The 16,845-nt window shown below is 57.0% G+C and carries 16 protein-coding genes; 11 read left to right on the forward strand and 5 right to left on the reverse strand.

The genetic code is table 11. From position 1 onward, the window contains the following. Positions 1-3 precede the first annotated feature (3 nt). Entirely contained in the window at positions 4-1,170 is a 1,167-nt protein-coding gene (locus AC1HFW_RS31785; RefSeq protein WP_479286669.1) for a ParB/RepB/Spo0J family partition protein, read from the forward strand. A 1,969-nt stretch (positions 1,171-3,139) separates the two neighbouring features. Here AC1HFW_RS31785 and AC1HFW_RS31790 read toward each other — a convergent pair. Continuing rightward, positions 3,140-4,168: a hypothetical protein gene (locus tag AC1HFW_RS31790; RefSeq protein WP_479286671.1), complete on the reverse strand. Its 1,029-nt coding sequence runs from the start codon at positions 4,166-4,168 to the stop codon at positions 3,140-3,142. A gap of 671 nt (positions 4,169-4,839) precedes the next feature. Between AC1HFW_RS31790 and AC1HFW_RS31795 the strand changes: the two genes are divergently transcribed. Continuing rightward, complete coding sequence (locus AC1HFW_RS31795) at positions 4,840-5,622, forward strand: hypothetical protein (protein ID WP_479286672.1); 783 nt, start codon at positions 4,840-4,842, stop codon at positions 5,620-5,622. Further along, on the forward strand, positions 5,609-6,535 hold the full coding sequence (locus tag AC1HFW_RS31800) for a hypothetical protein (protein WP_479286673.1): 927 nt from the start codon (positions 5,609-5,611) through the stop codon (positions 6,533-6,535). The genes AC1HFW_RS31795 and AC1HFW_RS31800 overlap by 14 nt, the downstream gene beginning before the upstream one ends. Here the strand turns inward: AC1HFW_RS31800 and AC1HFW_RS31805 are convergent. After that, the gene (locus AC1HFW_RS31805; RefSeq protein ID WP_479286675.1) at positions 6,532-7,215 is read right to left on the reverse strand and encodes a hypothetical protein; all 684 of its coding nucleotides are present in this window, start codon (positions 7,213-7,215) and stop codon (positions 6,532-6,534) included. The two genes, AC1HFW_RS31800 and AC1HFW_RS31805, sit on opposite strands and share 4 nt — an antisense overlap. Before the next feature lie 67 nt (positions 7,216-7,282). Here AC1HFW_RS31805 and AC1HFW_RS31810 point away from each other — a divergent pair, with 67 nt between their 5' ends. From AC1HFW_RS31810 to AC1HFW_RS31825, 4 genes are all read left to right on the forward strand, one after another. Continuing rightward, entirely contained in the window at positions 7,283-7,459 is a 177-nt protein-coding gene (locus tag AC1HFW_RS31810; protein WP_479286676.1) for a DUF3606 domain-containing protein, read from the forward strand. Positions 7,460-7,464: 5 nt separating this feature from the next. After that, positions 7,465-8,457 (forward strand): non-homologous end-joining DNA ligase, encoded by a 993-nt coding sequence (gene ligD / locus AC1HFW_RS31815; protein WP_479286678.1) that lies wholly within the window; start codon positions 7,465-7,467, stop codon positions 8,455-8,457. Between the two features lie 193 nt (positions 8,458-8,650). Beyond that, positions 8,651-9,070: a GIY-YIG nuclease family protein gene (locus AC1HFW_RS31820; protein ID WP_197287923.1), complete on the forward strand. Its 420-nt coding sequence runs from the start codon at positions 8,651-8,653 to the stop codon at positions 9,068-9,070. Between the two features lie 134 nt (positions 9,071-9,204). Next, on the forward strand, positions 9,205-9,729 hold the full coding sequence (locus AC1HFW_RS31825; RefSeq protein WP_054433657.1) for a hypothetical protein: 525 nt from the start codon (positions 9,205-9,207) through the stop codon (positions 9,727-9,729). A 218-nt stretch (positions 9,730-9,947) separates the two neighbouring features. Here AC1HFW_RS31825 and AC1HFW_RS31830 read toward each other — a convergent pair whose 3' ends face one another. Beyond that, the gene (locus AC1HFW_RS31830) at positions 9,948-10,667 is read right to left on the reverse strand and encodes a TraB/GumN family protein (protein ID WP_479286680.1); all 720 of its coding nucleotides are present in this window, start codon (positions 10,665-10,667) and stop codon (positions 9,948-9,950) included. A 69-nt stretch (positions 10,668-10,736) separates the two neighbouring features. On the opposite strand from AC1HFW_RS31830, the gene AC1HFW_RS31835 reads away from it, so the two are divergent. After that, entirely contained in the window at positions 10,737-11,702 is a 966-nt protein-coding gene (locus AC1HFW_RS31835; protein WP_210930928.1) for an IS5 family transposase, read from the forward strand. A gap of 316 nt (positions 11,703-12,018) precedes the next feature. Here the strand turns inward: AC1HFW_RS31835 and AC1HFW_RS31840 are convergent, their stop codons facing one another. Further along, positions 12,019-12,876, reverse strand: a complete 858-nt coding sequence (locus AC1HFW_RS31840) for an 8-oxoguanine DNA glycosylase OGG fold protein (RefSeq protein ID WP_479286681.1) — start codon at positions 12,874-12,876, stop codon at positions 12,019-12,021. 657 nt (positions 12,877-13,533) lie between these two features. On the opposite strand from AC1HFW_RS31840, the gene AC1HFW_RS31845 reads away from it, so the two are divergent. Genes AC1HFW_RS31845 through AC1HFW_RS31855 form a run of 3 tightly spaced genes read left to right on the forward strand, consistent with a single transcriptional unit; the run spans position 13,534 to position 16,173 of the window. Further along, positions 13,534-14,538 (forward strand): ATP-binding protein, encoded by a 1,005-nt coding sequence (locus AC1HFW_RS31845; protein ID WP_479286683.1) that lies wholly within the window; start codon positions 13,534-13,536, stop codon positions 14,536-14,538. Next, a complete protein-coding gene (locus AC1HFW_RS31850) occupies positions 14,535-15,452 on the forward strand; it encodes a hypothetical protein (RefSeq protein WP_479286685.1) in 918 nt (305 codons plus the stop codon). Before AC1HFW_RS31845 ends, AC1HFW_RS31850 begins: the two co-directional genes overlap by 4 nt. 7 nt (positions 15,453-15,459) lie before the next feature. Next, positions 15,460-16,173 carry a hypothetical protein gene (locus AC1HFW_RS31855; RefSeq protein WP_479286686.1) on the forward strand — a complete coding sequence of 238 codons (714 nt, stop codon included), beginning with the start codon at positions 15,460-15,462 and terminating at the stop codon, positions 16,171-16,173. A gap of 81 nt (positions 16,174-16,254) precedes the next feature. Here the strand turns inward: AC1HFW_RS31855 and AC1HFW_RS31860 are convergent, their stop codons facing one another. Continuing rightward, positions 16,255-16,809, reverse strand: coding sequence for a hypothetical protein (locus AC1HFW_RS31860; protein WP_479286688.1), 555 nt, complete (start codon positions 16,807-16,809; stop codon positions 16,255-16,257). Positions 16,810-16,845 lie beyond the last annotated feature (36 nt).

Raw genomic sequence — 16,845 nt, forward strand, 5'->3', positions numbered from 1 at the left:
CAAATGGGTCGAAAAGACATTCGTAGTGCGGTTCGCGGCGCCTCAAAAAATGATGCGCCAAGCCCCTCGCAAAGCCGCTTTGCGAGGGCTGAGGCGACACTAGCTGCACGTCCTACGGGGTACATTGAAACGCCTGATGCTCCCTCGCTCGAGGTTGCTGCTTCGATCGCCGATCAAGCGTCTTCCCCGCTGCCGACCCGCGTTGAGCAAACGTCGGTTGCACAACCGGCACAACCGACGTTGTCGCCGGCGCTTCGGGAGGAAGCACGTGTTTCTGCGCAGCTAGTTGCGAAGTTGACGTCGCGCCTCGGGACCCCTCGGCATGAAATTTGGCCGCTCGAACTCATCGACGACAACCCCTACAACGCGCGGACCATCTACCTACCGGAAAAGATCTCTGAGCTATCCCAAAGCATGCTGGCTGATGGACAGTTCGTGCCAGGCATAGCTGTCGCACGCGGAGATCGGCGCACTCTCATCGGTGGGCACTATCGCAAACGTGCCGCGCGGCACGGAGGCATTCCTGGCCTGAGCATCATGGTCTACGACAACGTGTCGGACAAAGACCTATACCTGATCTCATACAAGGAGAACAACGAGCACAACCCGCAATCAGCGCTCGACAACGCGCATGCGTGGAGAAGGTTGCTTGACGAACAGGTGTATTCATCTGAAGTCGAGATCGCGGAGGCTATAGGTCAGTCCAAGTCGAACGTGAACAAGACTTTGGCGATCCTGAAGCTCGATCAGGAGGCCCTCGAAATCATCGAGCAAAAGCCCCTGGCATTTGCCCTGGGTACCCTTTATGAGCTCACATTGCTTCAGAAGGTAGGCGGGCCGGCAGCTACCATTTCCATGGCGCAGCGTATTCTGGATGAAAGCCTGGGTCGCAAGGATGTGGAACAAGAGCGCATGCGTCTCGAGGAGCGGACAGCTGCGGGCCCTGTCAGGCGCAGGAAGAACGAAACGTCCCGTCCCTATCGGCTGTGGAAACACGGCACGGCGATCGGGCAGATCCGCGAGTGGGACACTGGCAAGGTGACTGTAGAGGTCGAGTTCGGTGATAAAGCTGATGAACGCATTCAGTTCATCAACGAGTTGCGCGCCCGCTTTCAGGGCGCCGATAAGCCGCCTGTGGAAGGTGATTCCTCGCCCCCTTCCGGCGAGTGATCAACGAACTCCGCAACCAACCTTCAACTTTGGCATTGCCTGTAGTAGGTTTGCTGCGGAGTTAGTTTCAATGCCTTGGTCGACGCCGCAGATCAGGTAGGTTGGCTGCGGACTTGATGCACGTCCCTGCGTCGTCTCTGCCTGGTTGGTTCATTGCGGAGTTCGTGTTGCCGCCTAGGCGGTGTACACATCTGGTAGGTTCGTTGTGGATTTTTTGCACGTCCACAGGTCTTCCGTCCCGTAGTTGGTGGGTTCATTGCGGAGTTGGCATTGCCTCCAGAGGGTGGTCCTTACGCCTGGTAGGTTTGCTGCGGACTTCACGCACGTCTCCAGGTCTTCCGTCCCGTAGCTGGTAGGTTCATTGCGGAGTTCGCGTTGCCAACGGGGTGGTGCTCACACCTAGTAGGTTTGCTGCGGACTTCACGCACGCCCCAAAGTCTTCCACCCCGTAGCTGGTGGGTTCATTGCGGAGTTCGCGTTGCCAACAGGGCGGTGCTCACGCCTAGTAGGTTTGCTGCGGACTTCACGCAGGTCTCCAGGTCTTCCGTCCCGTAGCTGGTAGGTTCATTGCGGAGTTCGCGTTGCCAACGGGGGCGGTGCTCACGCCTGGTAGGTTTGCTGCGGACTTCACGCACGTCTCCAGGTCTTCCGTCCCTTAGCTGGTGGGTTGATTGCGGAGTTCGCGTTGCCACTGGGGGTGCTGCTCATCTGGTAGGTTTGCTGCGAAATTCACGCACATCACCAAGTCTTCCGTCCCGTAGCTGGTGGGTTCATCGCGGAGTTCGCGTTACCACTGGGTGCGGTGCTCACGCCTAGTAGGTTGACTGCGTACTTCACGCATGTCGCCTGGCCTGGCCACCGCAGGACGGGTCTTATGCCAGTTGCCCTGGGTTGGAACTCACACTTGGTAGGTTCATTGCGGAGTTCGTGGCGCCGCCTGTGCGAAGCTCACGCCTGGTAGGTTCGCTGCGGAATTAGGTTCCGACTGGCTGGTTTCTTGCGGACTAGGCCTGGGGGGACCGACTCAATGGCACCAGACCTGGCTCAAGTGTCTGGGGTGTGCCCGGTGCGGAACATGGCATGGGCATATACATGAGCAGCCGGTGTAGTGATCAGCGCAGCGAATTGCTGTGGCATTGGGAGTTCTTCCAACGTGGGCTGAGCTGGTGCAAGATCAGCAGCGCGAGGACAGTGAAGCCTTGCAGCCACGCGATGAATGCTCCGTAACCTGGCCTTGTTCTCGTGCAGGCTCGATGTCCATAGCAGACTAGGCTCTGAGTCAGCTTAAGCAAGCTCAGCAGCTGACTGGCCACGTGGAGGGGGGATGGGGCGAACAACAGCACTTGAGGCGCTCCTGGGGCGTTGTAGCCTCGTTGCTGGCGCCCATTAGAACGAGGCTAGATGCGGAAAGCGGTTTGTTCTGCTGAACCTGGTTTTCTACCTCCTCACGTTGGCGGTCAAGATTCAAGCTTGCTCTCACCGTGGTCAGCCAGCCGTGTTCTTATCTTTTAAGACTAATTTAAAGATTAAAGACTAAAAAAGATTAATGAGGAGGGGAGATGCACGTTTGTCGCTTAAGTCACTGTTTTAATGAGAAAAATTTAAAAATTACTCCGCAACGAACCTACCAATTTGGCCGCAGCAAACCTACCACATCCTACGCAGTGAACCTACCAGCCGAGTAGCCCGCGAGGCTGACTTATCCACAGCGCCTCAGATTTGTCCACAATTTGAGATGAATTCCGCAATGAACCTACCTATCTTGTGGTTCTTTGGGACAGAATCGACGCAGAATTGGGCGATGTTCCTCGTAGTCCGCAGCCAACCTACCACCCGTTTTGTGGATAAGCTGTGGGAAAGCGGCTGAGCCGCAGCTAACCTACCAGTAATTCCGCAGCGGACCCACCACTGGGTCGATTCTGTCCACAGATGAGAAGTGGACAAGGCGGCGAATTCCGCAGCGAACCTCCTACCTCTTCAGCCGGCGCTTCTTGATTCCATCCAAAGCTTGGCGCGCGCCCGCTTGGTCTCGGACTTCGTTGGCGCGGTGATTGGCCGCTTTCGTCATCTTGATGAACGCGTCATGTGGATAGATCGTGTACTGGATGTCGTCAACTTTGCGGCCAGACTTTTCGACTATTTGGTCGTATCGGTCAATCACCTTGTGCTTGATCAGGAGGTTGAGTGCGTTGTTCATTGCCCGGGTGTTCGAGTACATGTCATCTGAGACGCCTCGCGGACTTTGATCCAAAAAGGATTTCAGCTTGGGGGTATAGGGCGTCATCGCGCTGGCCTGGACCCAGTAGTGGCTCATCCGTTTGTAGATGAAGCGGGCCAAGGGGGAGGGGATCTCCATGCCCAGCTCGTAGTTGTATTGGCGGAACGTGAGATTCATGATCGACTTCGTCACCATCGGGTTGAAGGCGACGAAGCAGCGTGCGTCTTTGCTGTCGTTGTACTGTCCACGGGTGGTAAGTGCGATGAGCGGAAAGAAGCTGGAGCTGATGAGAGTCTGGCCGTTGTCGCCATAGCACTCCAGAGTTGCGCCGCGGCACACCGTGATGGCCTCTTTGATTTCGGCCAGGTTGTATGTGTGTCCCATCGAGGTGAGCTCGGCTCGGAGTTGGCTCAACGTGAAAGACACGCCGGCATTTTCTTCGAGCATGTGGCCCTGCCCGTTTGTAGCAAACTTGCGCAAGGCGTCCTCGACGACCTCCTCGCGCGTGCTGGGGTAGATAAGCACGGCCTTGCCTCGCTTTTTGAGAATAGCGGGCTTGATCACAACCTTGTAGTTCTGGCCCCGAAGAGTGGTAGATCGAGTCATTTCAGCCTCATCGAGGTCGTGAAACTCGCGCTTAGGCGCCCAGTTGTACTTCGGAAGTGCGTCGTAGAGTTCGATGGTATTGGACAAGCGTGGGTCGACCAGCTCGAACAGATCAATTTGGGCTGGGCGAGCGGTGGTTACTGCGGACATTGAGTCTTCTTTCTTTCGGGCCATGGGCAGCTCCACTGAGGGATTTCGACGTGGCGGCCGGGGTTTCAGAGGCTGAGATGTGGCCTGTTATATCACGCATGGGTCGGGCGTTGCGGAGTTCGTCATAGGGAGAGCGGGCCGTTGGAGGGGGCTGTTGCGGAGTTCAAGCCAGCCGAGGACATGCGATTGGCCACGACCTTGTGCTGCCTGCTCTTGCCTATGTTCCCTAGGTGGGGTTGTCCGACGCAACTGAAGCGGCGCAGCATGACGGTTGGCATGTGCGGTATGGTTTGGCATGTCGAGACCGGTTTTGTGTGGAGATCTTTGCCGATCTTAAGTGGACTCGTCCTTCAGTCTTGACTTGTTGCCGCTTTCCAACTAAGCCATTGAAAATACGGGAATTTTCAGTTCAAATTGAAGAGGTGGCTCGCTTATCTTAGCTGGCCGATCAGAGCCCTTTATCTGGCCAAAAAAAGGCTGCGGCTGAATTGCCAGTAGCGCGCCTATTTTTTGACATACTCCGGCATATGTCAGAATCTGCGAATCTATGCCGGTATAAATATGACGATCTGCTACACTCAGACTGACAAATAAAGTCTGTCGCCGTTGTTGCAAGCGCTTAGTTTCAGGGTAAGGGCGGTTGTGTGTCCTGCGCTCGCGATCGCCGCGACAGCTGTTCAATCCTGGGTGCGTTGATGCCGCGCGAAAAAATTCTGCCGCTGCCGGATGAGATGGATGCAGTGCTGCTCTCAGGAGCCCGCGCCATTGATGAAAGTCTGGAGGAAAAGTCTAAGGACAAGACCAACCGCCAGTTCCTGGCCCAGTTCATTCCCCTTGTCGCTCAGACACTAGGTCGCCCGAATCGCCCTTTCGGCGCCCAGACCTACCAACAACTGCTTCGTCGCTATTCGCCCGGGCGGTCCCCATCCTCATCAACTGTTCAGAGTGAAATCGAAGCGTTCCGATCTGCGACAGGGGCTATAGGCGCGAATACGCCGGCGCCCACTGCCATTCCTGCCGCCGCGAGAGAGGCTGGAACCACCCCCTCTGGATATAGCAGCGAGTTGGTCGAGCAGTATCGCCATGAGGTCGAGTTCTTGAGGAGGCGCCACGCGGCCATGGAGGCGCGCATGCTTTCCGCTGAAGCAGACCGCCGGGCTGCAGAGGCGAAAGCAATGGAGGCAATAGCAGAGAGGGATGCGCTGGAGCTTGCGAGCGCTAAGCTTCAAGAGACCTTACGGTCCCTGAGCGAGACTATTGCCGTTACGCAGGAGCGCGCGGCCGCGGACAATCGCGCGAACATGGTCCGGATCGATCAGATGCGTGGTGAGACTCGAGCGGCGGTATCGCAGTTGGACGAGATGCGAGCTGCTCTTCAAGCCAAGAGCCAGCAAGTACTCAACGCGGAGACGTTGGCAGAGCAGCTGCGCATCCGGAATAGCGAATTGCAAAGGCGGCTGAACGATGCAAGCAGCTAATCTCGTGGACGTTGAATCGAAATGCGGATTTCGCGCGGCCGAGGCCTGGTTGGTGGCTTTGAGAGAAGAGGGGCGTTCGAGGGCAACCCTCGACACTTACGCCCGAGAGATCCGGCGGGTGCGCTGGTACTGCGAGACCCTTGGCGCGCCTGATCTGTTGGCCTGGTCGGCGAACGACGCAGTTCTTTACGTCGAATTCTTGCGGAAGCGTGCGCACCTGTACGTGTGCCCCGCGGGGCTGCGGCCTTCAGCGGCAGGCTGGACTCCATTTCGGTCGGGGTTACTGGACCCAACGTCCGTCGATGCCACCATCCGGATCCTCATGACGATGTACGGACACTTTGCCAGCGTGGGATACGCCTTGATTGGGGTCAATCCCTTTGCGGGTCTAGGAAACACAACTCCTCGTCGACGCTCTCGGCCGGTGCGGCAGCCTGCGTTGAGCATCGAGGACGTCCAGCCGGCTTTGGAGCGACTTGCAGAGGAGCCGAAGACGACGGTGAGCGAACATCAAATGGCCTGGCGTGATCGCTTCATCTTGACCATCCTCTCGCGCACTTCGTTGAGTGCAGGAGATCTCGCCAAAGCCCGGATGTCTCATGTCATCGCGAATCAGGATTCGAGGACCAGCGACGGATGGGTCTTGGCTATGGAAGGTCGGAATGCGGAGCCTCTCGATCTGGAAGTCGTGGAGGCCTTTCGCGGTTACAGGCAGGCATTCCGTCTGCGCCCCCAGCCGTCTCGCGACGAGGTTTTGGGCTTGATCCTGTCGCCATACACTCGCGCCAACGAGGCTGACGTTCGATCAAGAAGTGCAGTCTCGCGACGACTGCGATTGCAATGGAAATCCGTCTCCTCACGGCAAGCCGTGTGGGCAATCGCCCAAGATGCGCTGCGAAGGTCTTTGACTTAATCTTTCGCTTTCAACGCTGACGCGATATGGTCTGCCAGCAACGCGAAATAGCGAGGTTGCCAAGGCACCCACCTTGTAACGCCGGACATAGCAAGGGTCGGCATCGCAATAATTTCCATAGGCCCGCCATCGATCGAAAGTCGCGATGCGTATATGCGGTCGGTCGCCGGACCCGTGTTAGATGGTGGGCCGTCAAATTCCACGCGGAAGGCTTTGCGGAGCATCGTGGCGGTCCCCGATCCATGGACCACCATGACTCTTGGCTTGACGTGCCAAACCAAGGTACGAAAGATCTCAGCGCCGCGGTTGCGGCCGGCACGATGCTCCGCGTTGGAGAGCTTTGCGGCGCTTTTCGTTGAGTAGCATATGACGTTCGTCTGAAGCACGTCGTCAATGCCACGCGCGCCCAGCTCTCGGCAGAACCGGTCGATGTAAGTCCTTGATCTACTCTTGAATCCCAGCTCCTGATAGAGCTTTTCGCAATTCATCCCGTTCTGATTGAACAAGGCGTCTACATGCTGCTCATGCGAAACCGCATCTTCCTTGTACGCTGAAGCTTGATTCGCCCCGACAAGAAAAACCCTAGCTGAAGCTGGGTCATGGTAGTGCGTGAACCAGGGGCGGGGCCGTTGGCCGTTGATGGGACTCACCAGCGGTTCAATTAGATCTCGGAGCGTCATCAGGACCAGCCTCTGGGAATGAAGTTTGCTGTGAACCGGTCGAGTTTAACCACCATAGGGAGACATCATGTCCGATGACCTCACCCAACGAGGGCCTCAAGACCGCGCGCGCATCAACGTCAACGAGCCGCATGAACTGCGGTATTGGACAAAAGCGTTGGGCGTTACAGAAGAGCAGCTGAAACAGGCAGTCAACCAAGTCGGTGTGTCAGTTGATAAGGTCAAGAGCCATTTCGGAAAGTGACTGCTATGCCTTCGGCCGCCGATCGGCGATCCGACCGATCCGTTCCTGGCGTGTCGGCGACGCTGCCTTTAGCCCTCGAGCCTCAGCTCGCGTCGGTCTCGTCCATCCCTCGGAACCTATCTGAATGGAAGTGGGAGGTAAAGTACGACGGATACCGCCTTCTCTGCAGGCTGGAAAAGGGTGGCGTACGCTTGTACACGCGCAATGGAATCGACTGGACCGCGCGCCTTCGACACATTGCGAAGGCGGTCGCAACGGTGCCGATCGAGAGCGCTTGGCTAGATGGCGAGCTCGTAGTCTTGGATCCATCGGGTAAGCCGGACTTCCAAGCACTCCAACGATCAATAGGTCCGCGCGCGAATGCGGAGCTGGTGCTCTACCTCTTTGATGCACCTTATCTCGCTACTCGGGATCTCCGAGCGGAACCGGTTGAACTGCGTCGGCAGCTGCTGGAGCAACTTGTCCTGGCCCAAGACAGCGAGGCTATTCGTTTCAGCGGTGACCTCAACGCGCCCCCGAAGGATCTGCTCTCAACAGCGTGCCAGATGGGTCTTGAGGGTTTGATCGGCAAGCGGCTTGGCGCACCTTATGTAGCCGGTCGCTCTCTATCCTGGATAAAGGTCAAATGCGGCCGGCGCCAAGAGTTTGTTGTAATTGGCTTTACACGGGGCCCGGGACAAGAATCGGGCTTTAGGGCCTTGATCCTGGGCGTTTACGACGAGACGAGAAAGCTATTGCTCGCCGGCAAAGTGGGCACAGGTTTTGACCACTCATCAGCAGTGGTTCTCGCCACGCGGCTTCCTAAGATACAGCTCCCCGGTCCACCTCCGGCGTTTGTTGGTACGCCGCGCCGTGACGAGCTCGTTTACTGGGTTAAGCCCACTATTGTTTGCGAGGTGTCATTCACAGAATGGCCGTTGAAAGGTCAACTGCGACACCCCGTGTTCCGGGGGCTTCGTACCGACAAGAATCCAAAAGAAATCCGCCGGGAAGCGTAGCTCTTGTCGGGACGCGGGCTTAGCTCGCGCTGATTGATGCGAGAACGCATTCGACCCTGGCACGTTTCGCCTGAAAGAGGAATTCGAGACGGGGATTGGTAGGCGAAGCGTAGATCGGCCCCTAGCGCGTGAGATCCAATCTTAGGCTACTCTCGCCAGATCACTCATCAGGAACTATAGACTGGAGATCGAGGTGCTGGGCGGATGGATCTATGTATTGGGGACGACGGCTGACTATCAACGCTTCAAAATTGGGAAGTCAACAAATCCTTTAAAGCGCTTTAAGGATCTGCGAACGGCAGATCCATATCTTGCCATTGAGGCCGCCTATTTCGTCCCAACCTCGAAAGGGCGCCTGTCAGCAGTCGAAACGGCCATTCATCGACAATTTCCGGAGCGCATTCGTTTCCACGACGACGAGGAAGGGGAATGGTTTGCCGGGACCCCAAAGATGGCTTGCGAGTGGATGGAATGTCTTTTTGCCGATTGGTTCGGGGAGGACGCCGCCAGCGTCTATATGCTCGACCAAGATCGGATTTGCAAAGCCTATGAGGAGGATCTCGAAGCAATCTTCATGCGTAAAAAGCTGGGCAGCGACGGACTCCCCTTTTGAGTCTTAATCAGATAGGTTGGGGGCTCCTCTGGCAGGTCCTGAGCGTTATGACTCTCATATTTTTCATCTTGGGGCATACTTGCACCCTCGAGTAACGTCCGGAACTAGATATGGGAGTGAATTGGAACGCAGGAATGATCCGTTGGCAGCCGTATACGTCCGATACGGGCCAGGCGTACCCGCTGTTTCACCTGCACCCCTTCCGCTACGGCTTAGTTCTAAGTTCTGGAACTGAGGCCGAGATTCGCGTGGGTTTCGCGCTCCATTGTTTTACTCGAGCCTGTGACGCAGACGATGTCGAAAGCCAGTACTACTCAGATGACCGCGAAACGCGGACTTTTTGTCCAGACCGCTACGCCTTATCCTTCAGGCTGCCCGATATCGCAAGAAATTTGGCCACATCCAAGTGTGGCTTCGCAAAGGACGATAACTTTGTGACGATTAACGTCGACTCTGAGGGCGGAGTGTCCAGAAGCTATGGCGTCTTTTTCAACGTGCTGCGCGTGAAAGACGTTGACGGGGTCGCGATTCTTCTCACCATTCAAAGCGCCTACGAGTTGCGCCCAGGCAAACAAGTTCCGGTGCGGGGTTCGATCAAATTCACACGGCTTGTCGAGTTGACGCTTGAAGGGGTTAAACCAAAACCGGCGCAGAGGTGAATGGGATGAGGAGCAGAAAAAAGCGAAGGCCCCCAGAAGGGGGCCCCGTAGTCTGGCAGTCTGTTACCCCCGCTTTTGGCAGGACCGCTTGCGCGGCAGTCAACGCTTTTGCCCGAGGGCTCACCAGCTATTGCGTTACGCTCATTGTTCCTCAAATTTGAGCAACATGCAAGTCCATATGCCCTGCGCGTGCGAAATCCCAGGTAAGGCGTCCCCAATTACTGAGCAGGGAGCAGAATGGGTTCAACGCGGTATCCGTGCCCACGGAGCAGGGCGACCACGCCATCGGTCCCAGGCAAATGGGCAGCACCGACCACGACGACAGCATCGCCCTCATCAAGATATCGGCGCAGAGGTGTGATCCACTCGGCGTTGCGCTCAGTCAACATTAGTCGTTTGAACGTGGCCGCGTCTTCTGCGAAGCGCGGGGTGCCCTGACTGGCTGACAGCACGGTATCGTAGTCGCCACGATTTAGCGCATCTACGACTGAGCGAAACCTAGCCTCCACGTCCGGCTCAAACGCATCTGCAAGCTGAGTTTCATACATGCGAGGAGGGACAGCCTTACGCCGCCTATCCAGGTCGACTTGCGACTCTAGGACGTCAATCGGGATACCCCGTTCGTTAGCAGCCTGGTTGAGGATTTCATCTCGCGACTTGCCCCATCCAGGCCCGCATCGTAGATATGCCCGGCCCGCCGCCATTTCAGCGGTTCGCAGCGCCAGGACGTAGGTCATCTGCTCCTTCGTCAACGACGGTTCGCTGCAGCGAGCTGCCTGCAATAGCCGATTGATCTGCTCTTCGTTCAAATGGGTAGCCCATGGAGCTCGTGTGATCCCACGGCCGGCCTGGATGGATTTGATGACGTCCGGATGAAGCAACTCAGAGGGGGAGAGTTCCTCAGGCTGAGGGCCGGTGACGCGGGAGCTTTCTACCACTAGGGATGGTGTTCAAAACTCTGCCGCTGGCGCTGTCTGAAGTACGGCGCCGCGCCTGACAATACGCTCATGAAGCAACAAGACCTCGGCCTGAATCTGAGCAAGCGACGCACGCGCAAAGCGGTATTCTTGGACGAGATGAACCTGGTGGTGCCGTGGTCTGAGTTGCTGGCATTGATTGCTCCGCGCGCACCGCGAGCCAAGACCGGCAGACCTCCGTTCGAGTTGGAGACCATGCTGCGCATTCACTTCGTCCAGCAGTGGTTCGGCCTGTCCGACCTGGCGATGGAAGAAGCCCTCTTCGAGACCGCGCTGTACCGGGAGTTTGTGGGTCTGTCCAGCGTCGAACGTATTCCCGACCGGGTCAGCATCCTGCGCTTTCGCCATCTGCTCGAAGAGCACCAGTTGGCCCAAAGAATCCTGGCTACAGTCAACGCCACGCTCACCGACAAAGGTCTGATGCTGCGCGAAGGCACGGTGGTCGATGCCACCCTGATTGCCGCGCCCAGTTCGACCAAGAACAAGGGTGGTGAACGCGACCCCGAGATGCACCAGACCAAGAAGGGAAATCAGTGGCATTTTGGGATGAAAGCCCACATCGGCGTGGATGCCGATTCCGGCCTGGTTCATACCGTGGTGGGCACGGCGGCCAACGTCAACGACGTGACTCAGGCCAGCAAGCTGGTCCATGGTGACGAAGCCGATGTGTTTGCCGATGCGGGTTACCAGGGCGTGGCCAAGCGCGAAGAGACGCAAGACATCACTGCCCAGTGGCATGTGGCCATGCGCCCTGGCAAGCGCCGTGCGCTGGACAAGAGCACGCTCCTGGGCGCCATCCTGGACAAGCTGGAGCAGGCCAAGGCACGTATCCGGGCCAAAGTGGAACACCCATTCCGCGTCATCAAACGGCAGTTCGGCTACACCAAGGTCAAGTACCGTGGCCTGGCCAAAAACACGGCCAACCTGGTAACGCTGTTTGCGCTGAGCAATCTGTGGATGGCGCGGCGCAAGCTTTTGCAGGGTCTGCATGGATGAGTGCGTCCACAAGCGACCAAAGGGCCAGCGGCAAGGGTGAAATGCCCTTATTTGCAGCCCAAAAAACGCCGAATTCGTCATAATGTGTAATATCTCGACTCAGTGGCCACCGCCACGGGTGTTTTGAACACCATCCCTAGGCGTTTTCGCCCGTCTAGCACTTCGGGCGCTGGCTGAACTAGACCGCGGTAGGGCACATGCAGCGTGCCAATGAGGGTGCTCGAATTTCCGTTTGGAGCCGTCACGCGCAGTGCAGGGACGCCTCCATCCGATGCGGATGCTAAGCCGGATCCTAACGTCAAGGCGGCAGCGAGAACTATGCGGAGAAGCATTCGGACTCCAAGTAGTTGTGAGATTCCACCCTTAACAACTCTCGCACTGCTCGAGCGCGAGTTAAAACCAGGTCGCGACTGAAGCGGTGGGAAGGGGCGTTTGTCTTCCAGTGAACTCTGACGTGATGGCGCCACGGACGCACTGCAGCTCCGGGGCCTCCCGAAGCAAAGAGCATGAGCTCGATATCCTCGGCTCGCAGCGGGGCATCCAAATGATGCAGGTTCAAGATGGCTGCAAGCACTTCTAACTCAGTGCAATAGGCATCGTAGATCGCCGCATTGTTGTGTCGGGTCACAGCATCGCCTGCTTTCGACATATGGATCAATCGCTTCCTCGCGAGCAGATTCACAGACCTGGCGGTCCATTTGTCGAGGATGTAGCGATCAGCCCCTTGCGTCGTTCGCGGCGCGAAGAAGTAAAGGAGCTTTGTGAAATAGGCCACGCCCAAATCAGAGACTTCGTTGGACCCGCTGAATAGGTTGAAGGCAGCTACGCGATCAGGCTTCTCGCTTCGAAGAATCTCAAGCCGGTCACGAATACCTGACTGGCTTCGCTGCCAAACGTTCAGGGCTCTCGCCTGGCCTCTTTTCCCGGCATCCTGACGTCCCCATGCCATCACGGCTAGGAAGCAATCCAGGACGTCTGCATTTGAGGTACAAAAGGCGCTCAGATCGGTACGGGTCAATGGGATCGATGGTAGGTCAGGTCTATGCTCGCCTAATACGGCCGCGGCCCAGTCGCGGGGGGAGATCGGATTGAACGTCCCTTGATCCTCGTAGCGCGTTTGAAGGAACGCGCGAAGGTGAAAGAGCGCGTAGTACTCGGCAAGTAAATCAGTCATCCAGCGTGAGCGCGGTAGCATTTCGACGCTGGATTCTAACCATCAAATCCATCTCCTCGGAATCGTATTTTGTCGACACTGGCGAGGGAAGCGAGCTGGTGCAGCGCCATAACGTGTTCGCAACCCAACACGCTTATGAACACCATAGACCCGCATAGTTGGACACCATAGCCTTGCAGTGGACGCCGGCCCAGGTTTGTACGGTTTTAACAAGGAACTCCTATAGACCCTGCAAAATCGCGCTGGGATGGTGCAAAATGCAACCAGAATAACGCCAAGGGAGTCGTAGTGATTGAATCGTTTCCAGGTGAGAAGGAGTTCGTTGAACGGCTTAGGGCGACTCTGAGCCCCACGCTTCCCATCCGTTCGATACAGTTCCTTCGGGGGCGCGAGAAGGAGCTCGAGATCATTCGCCGAGCGCTTGTCATGCCGGGCCGCCACGCATTCATCTTTGGCGACCGCGGCGTCGGAAAGAGCTCCCTAGCGCACACGGCGGCCAACGTTTATCAGTCGTCAGATGGCGCGCCGATCGCAGTGTAGGGGTCAGCGGATGCAACATTCTCCACGATCATTTCCAACGTGGCGTATCAGGCACTGAATCGATCCCACGTAGATAGGATCTCCACGAAATCATCCGCAGGCTTTTCATGGCGAGGCTTGTCGTTCAACTCGGTCGAGGAGGTGTCGCCGGTAGATCTGGCGGCCCACGTCAAGACGATCGGAGATGCAGCAGGCCTGCTCGCGGAAATTTGCAAACTGCACTCCCGCGAGCCCGTGATTGTCCTGGATGAGTTCGACACCATCGCAGACGTCGCAGAGCGCAATAAGTTTGCCGCGCTGCTGAAGACGATCGGCGATCAAGAAGTGCCCATCAAATTCATATTTACTGGTGTCGGCTCGTCGCTCGACGATCTGTTGGGCGCGCATCAATCCGCGTACCGGCAGCTCGCGACGGTTGAACTGGCCAGGCTGGGGTGGGACGGCAGAAAAGAGATAGCGATGGAGACGGCGCATGCCTTCGGCCTCGATCTCGACATCAACATGGCCTATCGAATTGCTATCGTGTCAGACGGCTATCCCTACTACTGTCATCTGATCATGGAGAAGATGCTTTGGGACGCATTCACGGCCGATGACATCGTGGAGGTTTTAGGCCCAAAGCACTACATCGCTGGTCTGCACGCGGCAACAGGTGACATCACAGCGGAGCTTCGGCGCCCCTATCAAAAGGCCGTGCTGTACCGTGACCGAGATTACGAATCGGTGGTGTGGGCCACCGCGGACGGCGATGACCTGCAGGCCGACATTGCAATGATGTACTCGTCTTACGAAATGATTTGCCAGAAGCGCATGGAACCTGTGACCCTCTCTCGCCCGAAGTTTGGCGAGCGGCTGCGCCAGCTCAAGCAGCCGAACTTCGGCTCGATCTTGAAGTCGATGGATGGTCGCGCTGGCTGGTACACGTTTAACGAGAAGATGTTGCGTGGCTATGTGCGGATGCAGGCAGAAGCGAACGGTGTTGAGCTGAACGGCGAGCGTGCCGCGCCCAAGCAACAGATTCACGTGCCAATGAATGCGCGCAACGGATACAGGGGGCGGCCCAGCATTCCAGCGGGGGTGAGGCTCAAGGGCGAAGGGAACGATGAGGAGCCTCGCCGGTGAGCCGCCTACGGGATGGAACCGAGGTGTGGTGTCCGTACACAGACCGCGACCTATCATTCGAGCATTGCAATCCAGAACACATCATTCCGCTCGCCTTGGGCGGGTGCGATCAGCTAACAATTCCAGTAGACCGGCAAGCGAATTCCTTGCTTGGACATGAGATCGACGGAGCGTTGACTAAGGATCTTGGAATACAGATTCGCCGGCGTGAGTTTTCTGCTTTGGGACATAGCGGAAAAATTCCACAGGCGATCGCGCGCGTGGCGAGCTATGGAGATGATCGGCGACCTGCTCAAATTCAGTTCAACGGTAAGAACCCGCTGAAGATATGGGATGCCAAACAAAAGCGCACTCTCAGCGAGCAAGAAGCAGTAGGGCAGCGGCTGAGCTTCACGCTGCATTTGAACATGATCGCAAGAGTTCGGTTTGTTGCGAAGGTCGCGCTTTCAGCCGGCTACCATGTCTACGGTGATTGCTTTCGGCATCATGCGGATCACGACGCGGCCCGCCGACTCATGAACGTGCGGAAGTTCACTGACTTGGAGACAGCGCTTGATCAGTGCATGGCGCGCGGGAATTGGGACACGATTCCGAAGCAAGAATGGTGGGACGTAGACGACTCTGTAGAACAAGAGCTTTGCAGACGTACAAATGGCTCAGCGGTCATCTTCGTTCCTGGAGCTGACTCCAGACTTCTGGTCACGGTCGGTATTCTTGGTGCGTGGATTGGATCGATGACGATCCCCGTGAAGGTCGATAACTTCCCGCTCGATGGTGACCATGATCTTGGCCATGTTACGACAGTAATCGATGGACGAGTGAGGCGTTATCCCTACCGCCAGTACGTCGCTTTGAGCTTCCCTGAAGAGATCGAAGGTCTCGAAATCCTCCCAGCAGACAGCCAACACCTTTAGGACAAAGATGCAAGCCGAGTTCACAATTATGCGTCTACGCGACGCGCTCAAGATGCTCCCAAGCGTCAAGCCGGTCTCGGCGATGAAGCTTATTGATGAGTGGGTTGAAGAGGCGTTGGACCCCTGCGGTGAGCCCGGCTACAACCCCGACGGTGAGCCACTTTCAGCTGTCGTAGGTGGCAAAGTTGTTCTGCTCACGGAGCTGGAAGAGGTGAAGCAGGAAGACTACCTCTCCGCTTTCAAGACGAGCCCTAAAGGCGCTCGGCTACTCTTGAGTTTGTACGCCGACGGGGTGCTGCCGATGAATGGTCCGCCAGGCGATCCTGATGCGAGGCTGGTTTCCTACGCCGCGGACGGTCGAGCGTTCCGTGAGGTGCATGAGGCAGAGCGAGCCCGGGCGCGCATCTTGCGGGAGGCAAAGACGGCTCTGCTGTCGGATCCATCTGGGGTCTCACCAGAGTCTTTGACGCCGGAACTTGTGAACGATTTCTTCTTCTTTCATCGGAAGAACAAGATGGGACACGAGACGATGAGGATCGGCGGTATAGAAGTGTCGCGTTCTGTGCGTCTGTACAAGAGCAATTCGGGTGCGCATCGCGGCTATTCGGTCGAACTTCGATGGACCGGTGTCGATGGCGTTGAGGTTGTCCACGAGCAAAACACACCCTACGAATCGAATCGACGGAACGATCCGGATAGGAACTGGGGCCTTCCGGAATAGTCGGCCGCCAGCCACGATGGGCGGCGCTGTGACCCATGCGCTTCGTCAACGTGCTAACGAGAGCTGATGGGGATACAGCAGTCATCTCTGCTGGATAAAGAAGACTGACACGAGGCGCCGCCACCAGCCGTTGGCGTGCAATTCCCCTTCAGAGTTCTGTAGAGGTGACGACACCTCTTCATTGAGCGCATCGGAGGCGTGCTCTGTTGCGAATTTTTCGTAAGCAGCCTTCACGCGCATCCACGCTGCAGGCCCCATGAGTTTGCGCCCAAGCTTCCGGTTCAGTCCCACGTACTGCATGATGACCGCAGGCAGTCGGTGCAAGACCGACTTCGGAATTTTCGACATCGGGGTGTACAGCAGCACTTCTAGGCTGTCGTGGAGGACCTGTTGCTCTTCACTCTTCTGCAGCAGGAAGAAGCCTTCGCCGGCTACATGCTTTCCAACGCATTCTCGAATTTTGTCGATCGTGTACACCGACACGGAGTCGCCTGAGATGGCATTGAGAAGTTGGGCCTCGAGAATGTCCGCTCTGAACACATGGGGCTGGACGCGGCCGAGAAGGGAAGGCGAGCTAGTTGACATCGAATCTTCATCCGGAAGGCTACAGACCCTCAGGATGCTATCAATGCTCAAGCACTGAACTCAAAGTAAAACCCGACCATTTCGACA

The organism is Achromobacter sp. ISS7 (genome assembly GCF_056523125.1).